The sequence below is a fragment of the Scytonema hofmannii PCC 7110 genome, assembly GCF_000346485.2.
Taxonomy (GTDB): domain Bacteria; phylum Cyanobacteriota; class Cyanobacteriia; order Cyanobacteriales; family Nostocaceae; genus Scytonema; species Scytonema hofmannii.
Genome location: NZ_KQ976354.1, coordinates 142,592 through 154,771, shown reverse-complemented (window position 1 = coordinate 154,771; position 12,180 = coordinate 142,592). Strand labels below are relative to the sequence as shown.

Sequence of the window (12,180 nt, the reverse complement as noted above, 5' to 3'; positions counted from 1 at the left end):
TGCTACGAGATCCTATATAACTCCTAATTGAGCTAAACGTTCTATAGTTTCTTGCTGGGTCTGGATAAAATGTTTGCGGTCTACTTCTTTATCCAGCATAGTATTTGCTGGGTAGAAGTGGGATTGAGAATAACTTTGTGCGTAGAGTTCCAAACGCTGTCGGGAAAGTAAATTATTTAACCCAGGTCGGCGGCGATAGCGGCGTAAAGCAGCTAAATCAATCTCTGCAAATGCTGCCATACTCTCCCCGGAAGCAGTTTCAGCTAAGATTAATCCCCTATAGTCAACAATTTTTGATCCCCCATCAGTAGAAGCACTGGGAATAGCAGTGTTAGCTATACCTGCACTATTTGCGGACACTACATATGCCATATTTTCTACTGCGCGGCAGATTTTTGCGGCTTCTTTGGGTGCGCGTTCTTTGCTATAAACTTCTGAAGTTGAATGCAGAAAAATTTCTGCCCCCCGCATTGTCAAACATCTCGCCACTTCCGGATATAGAATTTCTTCTGAAGCTAGCGCTGCCAAATTACCAATTGCTGTTTTGGCAACTGGAAAAACACCCTCTAGCCCGTAGCAGTCGAGATACTTATCCCAAACATCATGAGGAGTTGGTGCAAACATAGAATTTAACCGTCGATACCGCAAGACCACTGTTCCAGAGGGGTCAATGACAAAGCAAGTTTGAAAATACAGTCCTGGAAAGTTGGGGTCAACCTCGTAAGCATTACCTGCGAGAAAAATATTATAATGCTGTGCAATCTTACCAAGCGCTTCGTACTCTGCACCTGCCATTTCGAGACACGCTTTTTCTGCCCACACAGGTAGTGATTCTCCCATGGGAAAACCTGTGAGGAAATACTCTGGTAGAACAATCAAACGACAGTCACCACCAATAAACGCAATACTGGCAGCAATTTGTTTTGCCAGACGGTTGATAGTGTCTTGCATCAACGAGCGTACTTCCTGACAGTCAGTTACCTGGTTAATAGCATGACAAGTCACTTGCAGTGCTAAGGCTCGAAAGGATTCTGTAGTTTCGAGATCGGCTACCATACTCTGCTTTGCCTGTATTTTTACTCATTTTACGTTGTAACAGGTGGCAAGCGATCGGCAATTACTCCCGACGACGAAACACAAACAAATTACCTGTAGCGCCTCGTCCTACCCTCATTTCCTCATCTAGATACGAGGTGATCCATAAGGCTTCATTCTGAAAGAATTCCAACACCGGAATTTTTATTTTAGGAAAACTCCAAAGAGATATACCAAATGGCTTGGTTGCTTGCATCGAAAATGTGCCAAACTTTACCTTAGCAGCTTTCTCGCGATCGCCACTCCACCGCCACACTCCATTAGCCTGTATCTGCCATTCCCCAAGGAGAGATAAGTCAAAAAGAGCACCGTTGGAGGCAGAAATGCTCTCGTCACCACCCCTCTCAAGCTGTTGCCATACTTGTTTGATTTTGATGCTCCCCCAAAAATCAGGAATTGATGCGACGGTGCGTGTAACAATTGTTCCGCGAGAGGCGTAGACCAACTGCCAATGTCCGAGTAGAGTAGAGAGATGGTTTGTACTTAAAGGGTATGGGATTGGATTCATGCTCTCAAGCTGATCCACAATTTTATTGATGGTCTCTTCAGAGGACGGAAATAAGGAACGATGAACGCCTAGTGCTTCTACTCGTTCCCAAAGCTCTGTTTTCAAAGCAAATCTTGTTGCGTCATCCCCTACCATATTTTTATGTTCCAAAAGTTAGATATAGCAATGCTATCAAAGTTGTAAGATGAGAAACTACGATGGTTATTTGTTCTTTGTGCTTAATTTTTCTTAGAAAAAAATCAACCTCAGTTATTGTATGTTTGAAAATCGAAATAAGAGATTATGACTCCTAGAAAAAGAGAGAAGTCTAACAAAAATATTATCCCCAATCAGGCTCGGCGAGCTAACAAGACAAACTCAAGTGTAGCTAATAAAACTACGTCACCTGAAAGGATATCCTATAGTGTTGCTCATGCAATTCCCGGACGCATTCGTTTTCGCATTCCTCGGCTAGTAAAGGATTCTACCTATGCCGAGAAACTGAAGCTGGTTATGGAATCTGACTCTAGAATTACGAAAGTACGTGTTAACCCTACAGCAGCTTCCATTGTTATCGATTATTCAATAGGGATAATAAAAGATGAGCAAGTGCGAGCGCATTTAGTCCATCTGATACAAACCGCTCCAGATATAGTAGTACCAACGAGAGTTACAGCTAAATCAATTGTGGGAACCGTTTTTGATGCTGCCATCCATCTCATTGACACAACACGTAACATCAACCAAGCGCATAATGCTATTAAATACCAACGATATAGAGAAGATACTTGGGAGCGAGTACTGTCTACCACAAGAAATATCATCAAAAGGCTAAAATCTGCTACCATGTTTATCCTGCCCAACAAACGATGGCAAAAGCATAGCAAGCCCGATGAGGTAGGTTTGCAGCCTTTAAAACTACAAGCTGTTGGGGAGGGTGATTTATAGCCTTTGATGAAGTAGAAAAATGGGAATTCCTCATTTCAACAAACTCCCCGAGCAAAATCCTTTAGTTCAAGCACTACATACTGCTGTCAAAGGAAGAGCAAGATATAAAGTCAATGGGCTTTACCGTTCGGAAGCTTTTAAAAGATACCTTGAACTCAAATTGTCAAATGAGAAAGGCATTCAGCAAGTGAGTGCTAATCAATATACAGGAAATGTTCTCGTTCTTTTTACGAACGATCGCAGCCCAAATGCGATCGCATTACTTATCCAAAACATTGTCTTTGATTACAGACAACAAATTGGAAAATCATCAATCAAGACAGAAGCAGAAAAAATTCCAGAAGTTGCGAGCAAAGCCATATTGGCAGAAATGCCCTTGCAGCAACCGATAGACAAAGCGGGTAGACAACTTATTCTGGTGTCGGGAACGGCTGTTGGTACTTTGATTGTGAGCACTTTGTTGCTACACAGATTGGGGCTTGACGAAAGCATTTTGCTAGCAATTCAGAGATTGCATACGCCACTTCTCGATCGCATTATGATTGGTATAACTTCTCTAGGTGGATCGGTCGGTTTGCCATGGATTTGTTTGGCATTTGCAACTAGCCCGATCTACTACAATCGTCGTTCAGAAGTAACGACTTTTGGCATAGCCACAGTTGGTGCGATCGCGTTAAATTATTTGTTGAAACAACGGTTTGGTAGAGCACGTCCAGCGCTGTGGGATTGGATTGTGAATGTGGGTCACTACAGCTTTCCTAGCGGACATGCCATGATGTCAATGGTGATTTACGGCTTTATTGGCTACACCTTGGCAAAAGAATTTCCTCACCAAAGAAAGCAAATTTTTGCCTTGACCATTCTCTTAATTGCGGCGATCGGTTTTAGTCGGCTTTATCTAGGTGTACACTGGCCTACTGATGTTGCAGCTGGCTATGCAGTTGGGTTGCTGTGGTTAATTGTCTGTATTCTTGGCTTTAATCTATGGCGCAAATATCGCTTTTTAGATCCCTCTAAATCTCCTCTTAAAAAGGGGACTTTAAGAGTATTTTCTCCCCTTTTTAAGGATACGGTGTATACACAAGTCTGAAATAGCTTACAAACGCCAGTTTTAGCGTCAGTTTTACCCCACCCTAACCCTCCCCTTGGAAAGGGGAGGGTTTACTTACAAAGCTTTATCCCACTCCAGCTGATGAGCTAAACCATACTTGATAAAATCTTCTTCTTTAGCTTTATCGCTTTTACCAAACACACCTAAGCTGTATGGATTATCTTGCATTCGTTGTGTAACGAGTTCTTTTTCAAATCGTATTGCTTCTTCTCTAGACTGTTCTGGTTTAAAAAAGTCTATCACTAAGACTGTTCTGTCATAATTGGTGTAATTATGCGGACAGTGTGGATAGCTATGGTCTAAAACCATAACTTCTCCTTCATACCAGTAAAGTTGCTCGTGACATATTTTCATCGCCACATCCCCCTCTGGTACGATCAATCCTAAATAACCGCGATTCATATGAGGGTTATAGTTTACGTGCAGTTTGATATCTAAACCGGGATGGAATGTACCAAAATATACATTTCTGATGAGATTATCATCGCTTAAGTTTACTGTTTCTATGACTTTAGCTAAATTTGGGAAATATTTCTCTCTTAACGCAAGTGCTTTTTCTGATGCTTCATAGGAATTATAATCAGGATATTTTATTTGATGTACTTGAATATATTTTTCAATAAAAATCCCTTGAAATAAGATACCAAAGGCACTGTATTTCGCATTTCCCTTGGTTTTAATTGTTTGACTTTTTGGTCCTAGAACATCGTAAGTGAATTTTAACTCCTCATCAGATGCATCCTTAATAAAGCGTGTAAATTCATCTCGAATTACTAGCCAATTATCTTGAAAGCTGTTGAGAAAAGGAAATTGCTTTGGGTCCAGATGATACTCATTAAAAATTTCCATTGTCTTTTCTCCTGAAAATAATTGTATTAAAAAAACGTTACATGAGGGTGGAATTCATTCTGCGTCCCGGAACGATGTTAAAATTCCTAACTAAACCAGGGTATTAATTTTATGCGCGTAGAAGTTGCACATTTTTCATGAGGGCTGTTATCGGTTAGTAGTTAGTAGCTAGATCGCATAGTTACTCAGCATTTCACCACTAACCAGTAACCACTAACTACTAACAGCCTTCACGCCAAATATGTAAATTCAATGCGTAACAACTATTTTAACGTGAGGTCTACTGTGTCTGAAGTTCCTGTATTAGATCTAATTATCAAAAATGTGCGGGTCGTGCGTCCCCATCAAAATGCAGTTGAACTGCTGGATTTGGGAATTAAGGATGGGAAATTTGCCGAGATTGCTCCTCATATTAGCCCAGACATAAGCAAAGAGGTCTTTGATGCCCAAAATCTGCTGGGTTTTCCTGGGATTGTGGATGCTCATATGCACGTCGGGATTTATCAACCTCTGGACCGAGATGCTGTGACTGAAACTAAAGCAGCTGCAATGGGGGGCGTGACTACCAGTTTGAATTATATTCGTACAGGGCAGTATTATCTCAATAAGGGTGGCTCGTATAAAGATTTTTTTCCAGAGGTGTTGGCGCGATCGCAGGGCAATTTTTTTGTTGATTACGGCTATCATATCGCCCCAATTAGCGCTCAACATATTGATGAGATGCAGATGCTGTTTGAGGAGTATGGGATTGGCTCGTTCAAAATCTTTATGTTTTATGGGGGCTATGGTTTGCATGGTCTTTCTGACCAACAAAATCTTTTCCTAATGATTAACAAAGAGGAAAGGTACGATCTAGCTCACTTTGAATTTATCATGCGCGGTTTGAGTAAGCTCAGGGAAAGTCACCCAGAAGCAAGCGATCGCATTAGCCTGAGTCTTCATTGCGAAGTAGCGGAAATCCTCAACGCCTACACTAAAATTGTCCAGCAAGATTCCACCCTTACCGGTTTAAAAGCATACAGTGCTGCTCGTCCGCCCCATTCTGAAGGGTTAGCTATCTGCATTGCTTCCTACTTGGCACACGAAACCAATTGTCTCAATATAAATCTATTACACCTCAGTTCTCGCAAAGCAGTGGAAGCTGCTTTGATGATGCAAACTGTCTTTCCTCACATCAATTTCCGACGGGAAGTCACTGTTGGACACCTTTTGTTAGATATAGATACACCTACAGGCAAATGGGCGAAGGTCAACCCTCCGATCCGTTCTCGTGCAGATGTAGAATACTTGTGGCAGGCTGTACTTGATCGCCAAATTGATTGGATTGTTAGCGATCACGCTTGTTGTTCAGCCGAACAAAAAGTAAATTTGAAAGACCCAAATAACATTTGGCTTGCCAAATCCGGATTTGGTGGTACAGAATACCTCCTTTCTGGTGTTTTTAGTGAAGGTAGCAAGCGCGGTATGTCCTACAATCACATGGCTGAGTTATTAAGCTTAAATCCAGCCCAAAGGTTTGGGTTGCGTTCAAAAGGTAATGTTGCAGTTGGTTATGATGCGGATCTAGCACTGCTAGACCCCAATGAGACTTTTGTTGTGCGTGCGACTGAGTCGGAGTCACAGCAAGGCTATACCCCGTTTGAAGGATTGGAGTTAACAGGACGGGTCAAAACAACTTTTTTACGTGGAAACAAAATTTGCGATCGCGGACAAGTCATTGGTGCGCCCAGAGGACGTTTTTGTAGTGGTTCTCATACATGAAATACAAAAACCTTACCCGTCCCAATACTGCTGGGATAATTTTGTAGAGACTAGCCATGCTCAGTCTTTACATATCTAAAAATTTAGCTCACCGAGCTTAACTAAATAGCCATTAAGCCGATATCTTTGCAAAATCATACATTCCGGCTCTGAACACTTTTGTGAAGTCTACCTTTCAGGGGTATCCCAATTATTACCCCAGCGCAATTCAAAGCAATTCTAGAGCAGTGAAGCTCACTGTTTCAAAAGGATGTGAGACGGTTGTGCAATGAGATTGGCACAACCTCTAAAGGAGAAAGCAGGTAGAGAAAAGTCAGTGTATATCCAGATAAAATATGAGCGTGGATAATTTGGAGAGTAGGCAGAGAAAAAATTACTAGAAACAGTTGTTTAATCAAAATACAATAGATACTAGACTTTCACTCAGATGACCATATGTTACTACACTCTTTACGCCGCTTCGTTTTCAGACTTTTTCTTACGTCGAACTCAGGTAGAAAAGTTAAGTAGTTTTGACTAGCTTATAGGCTTAAATTTTCATCAGTGCCTAAAAAGAAGGCGATCTCAAGAGTATTGACGTAGCGATTCTAAGCTTTCGGATAAATTGAACCCCTTGGAAATCAGCACCTTTTAAGGAATGAAACAGCCTTGGGGTATTTGGTTACTCTTCAGTATTATATATTAATCTTAAATAGTGGAAAACTCGTGGAGAAGTTGGTAAGAAATTTTTTGATGCAATCAAATGCATTTCTCAATCTAATAGAAATAAGTAAAAACAAATTTTGTACCAAGGGATAGAATTTTTTAGAAAATACGATTGTTAAACTTCTTTATAAGAAGAAGCTAAAACCTGTTGGAGAATTACTGTGTTTAACCTTTCTTATTGGTCATTAGCAAGTGCAAGTTTGTTATTTACAGGACTAGCAACAGCTGCTGTAGTTCGCTTTGTTGTTTCAGTACCTAAGGCAGCGATTGCCGCACCAGATCCAACAGCCAACTTTCCCGATACTCAAGACCACTGGGCGCAGCCATTCATTGAAGCACTAGCAGAACGGAATATTGTTACTGGATATCTGGATGGCACTTATAGACCAAACCGTCCCGTGAATCGAGATGAATTTGCCGCTGTCCTTCGCCAAGCTTTTAACCAAAACCAAGAGCGGCGGATAGCAAGTGGCAGCGTTTATAAGGATGTTCCTGCTGGTTATTGGGCAGCACCAGCAATTGAAGAAGCCTATGAAGCCGGATTTATGCATGGTTATCCGGGAGGGTATTTTAAACCTCAGCAGCCAGTTTCTAGAGTTGAGGCGTTAGTGTCTTTGACTCAAAACTTAAACTTGAAACAATCTCCTCCCCAAGGAAACGCTCAGCCTGCTAAGAGTCAAACAGCTAAGAAATTGTTTTTCTTTCCCCTAGCAATGACTTCTTTAATGCAGCCGATAATGGCTACAAAAGCCACAATGAAAAGCGCACCTCAGCCTCCCGCATCAACTGTAGTTACTAATTACTATGCAGATGCGGAAAAAATTCCTCAATATGCGGTTGATGATGTTGCGACAGCCACTCAAGCTGCTCTTGTGGTCAATTATCCCAATACTAGAATTCTTAATCCAAATAAGAATGCCACTCGTGGAGATATTGCTGCTTTTATTTATCAAGCATTGGTTAATCAAGGAAGATTAGAGCCTCTTCAAAGCACTAGACCAGCTTCTAATTATATTGTTGGACGAAGCATCAAGCGCTAATGAACGCCTGTCTTGTCAGCTCTATTATGGGGATACAAAATGGAGAGAATTGTGCGGAATCAGTTAAATGGCCAGAAGTAAGATTGTATAAGCTCCAGCACCTAGAGCAAAAGACCAAAAGCGGCTTTCTCGTTCTTCTGGCAGTTCTTCCTTAAGGATGTTAAGGACAACACCTCCGGCTAAAAAGGCAAATAAAACGGCAACTGCAGCCTTATCGATTACTGTTGCACTGCCAATAACCCAACCAACAATAATTGCTGTAGCCAATATCCAACGTCCTATGCGATCGTAAATTGCTTTATGATGCTCGCGCAAACCGTAATCGTTGACTACAAAATGCAATGCCATTGCAAAGAAAAAGAGGAACAAACTCTGGATACCCTTTTCTTCTCGGTGGAGTAATAAGTAACCTATGAAGGCATTGTAAATAGCAAAAGAAGCGATGTGTATCCAAAAAACACCTGAAGCGGTGACATCTCCTTTACCTACTTTTTGATTGCGCTGACGTGATTCTATAGCAAATCTCTCTAGCCCATAAAAGACAGCTAGACCCAAAAGTGCGACCAGGTAAACATGATGTTCCAAGAAAACCAGCCCGTTTTCCAGACTACTTTTAACAGTTTTTTGTGCCTTATTTAATTCTGGCAAAATATGGACGAACACATAAGCAACAGACACACCACTGCCAAACGATAGCCACTGATTGCGCGGTGTTTCTCTAAGCAAGTGTAGTTTACCCGATAACATATGTATGAGCGCAAATGCGAGCGCACAGAATGCTGATAACAAGAGAATATTAGAGTTGAAAACCGTTTGCTCTGTTACTGCAAACATAATTTCTGCGTGATGGGTAAGGACATGGAACATACATTTAATATTTTGATAAGAAATTCTATCAAAAGCAATACTAGAAAAGCGAAAACTCCTCTGTTTTAACAGGGGATATAGCTTGTAGGGGCGCAGCAACCTTGCGCCCTTACCGAAGTATTTGTATCACCAATAAAGTGAAATGGTATCAACTTTTCCCGTTCAAAACTTATTGAATGTATCCTCCACGGGTGCTGATTAACTGTGGAGAAGAAGTCTGAGCAATATCATCAAATTCTTCAGTTTTCTCTAACTGTAGTTTGAGATCTCGCGAACCACTTGGGAGATCGTAGCGTATACGCACAATGGTTCTTAAGTCTAAATCCTCAAGATTCACATTAGAATTCAAGCGCCTCAAGTTTAACCGCTCGACAGGAATGACTTCCGGCGGTAAGATTACTCTGCCAGAACTATTAGGAATGAGTCGTGCTCCTGTATTGGTATAAACTGGAATCCAACGACCATTTCGACGAGCTTCTACTTGATAGACAGCATTTGCATAAGTTGTGACTGGTTTGTCAAGGATAGCAAGCTGTGCAACGAGAGCGGATCTGTCTGTGTCGGTTTCCTCAAGTCGCCCCAGTTCTAAGACGGTATCCCAACCCTGTTGGCGTTGTCTGTCTTCTTCAGAAAAGTTTATATTTGAACCTATTTGACTCGGTAAAGTAGGTACGCTAGCAAGTCTGATGAGATTACCGGAAGCATTTGTGCGATAGATCCAGTTTTGCGAACCATTAGTAACTAGCACTTGCCAACCAGGTACTATCCTTTGAGCGCAAGAAGTGCCAGGTTGAGATAAACCAAGACAACTATCAGACCAGGCATGGGATTCTGCTTGAATAATCCGGAAATTCTTTACTGGTTGTCTTGTACGTTCAGATAGATCTTCAATTACAGCAATAGCAATTGGTCTGGGTAAATCATTGTCTAGACTTTGGGGGTAAATTGATGAGGAGTGTTGTGCTAGCCGAACAGTTTCAGCTTTAGCAGCAACAGGAGCCACTGCAAAAGAAGCTAACACAGAGCTAGCAAGCATTACATTGGTTAAGTATTGAAGTTTCATCAGAGTTACAACCTCCTTACTTGACGACTTGGTAGTAAACACGATTAATTCAAGACAAATTATTAGACATCTCTAGAAATTAATTATCGGAGAAAGGCAAGAGGCAGAGGGCAGAGGGCAGAAGAAGGAATAAGTATTGAACGGAGATGTCTATTGGGAATATTTTTATTAATCTCAAAACGATCGTGTTCGTAATTATTTTCTTTTTAACGAATTTTGAAACAAAATTTTTCTATCAAATGAAATAGATTGATGACACAAATCTCAAAAATCTAATTATTGACTCTTCGCATTTTTTTGCAATCACCTTTGGCGCAAGCCGTACCCGGCTTATCGCTTGCTTTTCCACCATTTTTCCACTATTTAGATCTATCTTCAAATGCTTTTCCACCAGTTTTCCACTATTTAGATCTATCTTCAAATTATAGCAATCTCTATTAGTGCGAGGTTATTAATATGGTTCTTTATCGACTCCAAGACTTTGATGCAAATTATCATGAGAATTTCCAAAATAGCGATATCAAGGATATTGACGTATATTCAGATATAAACAACGATAAAGTTGGCAACGTCAAAGATATTTTAGTTGATGAAACAGGTCGTATACGCTATTTAGTAGTTGATACAGGATTTTGGGTTTTTGGCAAGCAAGTCTTGTTGCCAATTGGTCGTTCTCGTATAGATTACAATGCAAGGCGTGTTTATGCTAAAGGGCTAACTAAAAACCAAGTAGAACATTTACCTGAGTTTCAAGAGCTTGAAAAGATCGATTACAATTACGAACAATTGGTAAGCGAAGTTTACCGCACTCCAATAGTAGAAATTCCTTTAGAAACATCAACACCTTTAGAAACATCAGTGCCATTAGAAGCATCAGCACCTTTAGATCTTCCACCAGTTTATGCTGAACCTAAAGAAAAACCTATTAGCAAGCCTGTAACAACACCTATTTATAAAAGTGATGCTTACAGCGATCTTTATGAACGAGAACCTTCTTTGTACGAAGTGAATGAGCAGGATCATCAAACGCTCAAGCTATATGAAGAACAACTCGTTGCCAATACAAATCTTGTGAAGAGAGGAGAAGTAACGGTTGCTAAACAAGTGAAAACTGAGACAGTACAAATTTCTGTACCAGTTGAAAAAGAACGAGTGATTGTTGAACGTACAACTCCTGCAGACGCTGGTCAAGTTGTTTCTCCTAGCAAAGCTAACTTTCGCGATGCAGAAGTTGTACGCATAGAAATATATGAAGAAATACCTCAGATTCAAAAGCAACCTGTAGTGAGTGAAGAAGTGAAAATTAAGAAAGTTGTTGAACGGGATACCGTTGAGACTCAAGAAATAATTCGTCGAGAAGAACTAGACATTCAGACTGATGAACCTATTCAACAGAACTCTAGACTAAAACGCACTCGGACGAATTAATTATAAATAGACTGAAAATTTTTGCGTTGCATTAAAGAGGATTTAACCATCATGTTAGCTAAAATCAAGAAATTTTTTCGCAACCATTTCATGTCAATTGGCGTAGTTTCTGCTTTTGCCGTAGCCCCTGTATTTATTGGCATTTCACCAGCAAGTGCTCGAATTAATGTTGATGGGTATCTCGCTGAATATAATCCTGATACAGCTCCTGTTTTAAATTCTGGCGATGTCGGACCAGTCATTAGAGATATTCAAGTTTTTTTACGGGATAGAGGATACTACTTTGGTCGCATCGACGGTATCTATGGTCGAAGAACAGCTCGATCCATTAGAAATTTTCAATTTGTAAATGGTTTAAGAGTGGATGGTGTTGTTGGAGAGAATACTTGGCAGGTTTTGTCGAACCGAAGTTCATTTGACTATTATGGTTTTTACAACTAATACCATTTTGGATTTTAGATGTTGGATTGAGAAAGTCATGCATAGACTTGATTTCAACCAACTATAGCAATCATATCTGATTTGTGAACATTCGGTTGTCCAGATCCCCGACTTCTTAAAGGATACAGCTGGCGAATGGGGGGTCAGACCCCCTATTCTTTAATGAGAATATAGAATCAGGATTTACGAAACTCGAATCAAGTGCGGGCGGGCTACCTTGGCAAACGCATTCTTGATATGACTTGCGCGGTGGTGGGGATGTGCTCAATACCCAATCCGATAGACAGGCGATCGTACTCAACCCAATCCGATAGACAGGCGATCGTACTCAACCCAATCCGATAGACAGGCGATCGTACTCAACCCAATCCGATAGACAGGCGAT

Annotated in this window: 11 protein-coding genes; 6 read left to right on the top strand and 5 right to left on the bottom strand. The window is 40.8% G+C overall.

The genetic code is table 11. The features are described from left to right. Positions 1 to 12: 12 nt before the first annotated feature. Both WA1_RS00715 and WA1_RS00710 read right to left on the bottom strand, forming a co-directional pair. On the bottom strand, positions 13 to 1,056 hold the full coding sequence (locus tag WA1_RS00715; RefSeq protein ID WP_017742147.1) for a nitrilase-related carbon-nitrogen hydrolase: 1,044 nt from the start codon (positions 1,054 to 1,056) through the stop codon (positions 13 to 15). A 61-nt stretch (positions 1,057 to 1,117) separates the two neighbouring features. Further along, complete coding sequence (locus tag WA1_RS00710) at positions 1,118 to 1,738, bottom strand: PAP/fibrillin family protein (protein WP_017742148.1); 621 nt, start codon at positions 1,736 to 1,738, stop codon at positions 1,118 to 1,120. Positions 1,739 to 1,885: 147 nt separating this feature from the next. Between WA1_RS00710 and WA1_RS00705 the strand changes: the two genes are divergently transcribed. Beyond that, entirely contained in the window at positions 1,886 to 2,530 is a 645-nt protein-coding gene (locus tag WA1_RS00705) for an HMA2 domain-containing protein (protein WP_017742149.1), read from the top strand. Between the two features lie 19 nt (positions 2,531 to 2,549). Then, entirely contained in the window at positions 2,550 to 3,620 is a 1,071-nt protein-coding gene (locus WA1_RS00700; protein ID WP_017742150.1) for a phosphatase PAP2 family protein, read from the top strand. A gap of 75 nt (positions 3,621 to 3,695) precedes the next feature. On the opposite strand, the gene WA1_RS00695 is transcribed toward WA1_RS00700, so the two are convergent. Continuing rightward, on the bottom strand, positions 3,696 to 4,490 hold the full coding sequence (locus WA1_RS00695; protein WP_017742151.1) for an aspartyl/asparaginyl beta-hydroxylase domain-containing protein: 795 nt from the start codon (positions 4,488 to 4,490) through the stop codon (positions 3,696 to 3,698). Between the two features lie 285 nt (positions 4,491 to 4,775). Here WA1_RS00695 and WA1_RS00690 point away from each other — a divergent pair, with 285 nt between their 5' ends. Then, the gene (locus tag WA1_RS00690) at positions 4,776 to 6,251 is read left to right on the top strand and encodes an amidohydrolase family protein (protein WP_017742152.1); all 1,476 of its coding nucleotides are present in this window, start codon (positions 4,776 to 4,778) and stop codon (positions 6,249 to 6,251) included. Between the two features lie 866 nt (positions 6,252 to 7,117). Then, positions 7,118 to 7,996, top strand: coding sequence for an S-layer homology domain-containing protein (locus WA1_RS00685; protein WP_017742153.1), 879 nt, complete (start codon positions 7,118 to 7,120; stop codon positions 7,994 to 7,996). Between the two features lie 63 nt (positions 7,997 to 8,059). Here WA1_RS00685 and WA1_RS00680 read toward each other — a convergent pair whose 3' ends face one another. Together WA1_RS00680 and WA1_RS00675 are read right to left on the bottom strand one after the other, a co-directional pair. Further along, positions 8,060 to 8,830: a hypothetical protein gene (locus tag WA1_RS00680; RefSeq protein WP_017742154.1), complete on the bottom strand. Its 771-nt coding sequence runs from the start codon at positions 8,828 to 8,830 to the stop codon at positions 8,060 to 8,062. A gap of 202 nt (positions 8,831 to 9,032) precedes the next feature. Continuing rightward, positions 9,033 to 9,926: a hypothetical protein gene (locus tag WA1_RS00675; RefSeq protein WP_017742155.1), complete on the bottom strand. Its 894-nt coding sequence runs from the start codon at positions 9,924 to 9,926 to the stop codon at positions 9,033 to 9,035. Between the two features lie 456 nt (positions 9,927 to 10,382). Here WA1_RS00675 and WA1_RS00670 point away from each other — a divergent pair, with 456 nt between their 5' ends. Both WA1_RS00670 and WA1_RS00665 read left to right on the top strand, forming a co-directional pair. Further along, complete coding sequence (locus WA1_RS00670) at positions 10,383 to 11,354, top strand: DUF2382 domain-containing protein (RefSeq protein WP_017742156.1); 972 nt, start codon at positions 10,383 to 10,385, stop codon at positions 11,352 to 11,354. Between the two features lie 51 nt (positions 11,355 to 11,405). After that, positions 11,406 to 11,795: a peptidoglycan-binding domain-containing protein gene (locus WA1_RS00665; RefSeq protein ID WP_272819041.1), complete on the top strand. Its 390-nt coding sequence runs from the start codon at positions 11,406 to 11,408 to the stop codon at positions 11,793 to 11,795. Positions 11,796 to 12,180: the final 385 nt, after the last annotated feature.

What these genes read in the sequence shown, in the direction of transcription:
- WA1_RS00670 (WP_017742156.1), top strand. Translation starts at nt 10,383, where the DNA reads ATGGTTCTTTATCGACTCCAAGACTTTGATGCAAATTATCATGAGAAT.
- WA1_RS00665 (WP_272819041.1), top strand. Translation starts at nt 11,406, where the DNA reads ATGTTAGCTAAAATCAAGAAATTTTTTCGCAACCATTTCATGTCAATT.
- WA1_RS00715 (WP_017742147.1), bottom strand. Translation starts at nt 1,056, where the DNA reads ATGGTAGCCGATCTCGAAACTACAGAATCCTTTCGAGCCTTAGCACTG.
- WA1_RS00710 (WP_017742148.1), bottom strand. Translation starts at nt 1,738, where the DNA reads ATGGTAGGGGATGACGCAACAAGATTTGCTTTGAAAACAGAGCTTTGG.
- WA1_RS00700 (WP_017742150.1), top strand. Translation starts at nt 2,550, where the DNA reads ATGGGAATTCCTCATTTCAACAAACTCCCCGAGCAAAATCCTTTAGTT.
- WA1_RS00695 (WP_017742151.1), bottom strand. Translation starts at nt 4,490, where the DNA reads ATGGAAATTTTTAATGAGTATCATCTGGACCCAAAGCAATTTCCTTTT.
- WA1_RS00675 (WP_017742155.1), bottom strand. Translation starts at nt 9,926, where the DNA reads ATGAAACTTCAATACTTAACCAATGTAATGCTTGCTAGCTCTGTGTTA.
- WA1_RS00680 (WP_017742154.1), bottom strand. Translation starts at nt 8,830, where the DNA reads ATGTTTGCAGTAACAGAGCAAACGGTTTTCAACTCTAATATTCTCTTG.
- WA1_RS00705 (WP_017742149.1), top strand. Translation starts at nt 1,886, where the DNA reads ATGACTCCTAGAAAAAGAGAGAAGTCTAACAAAAATATTATCCCCAAT.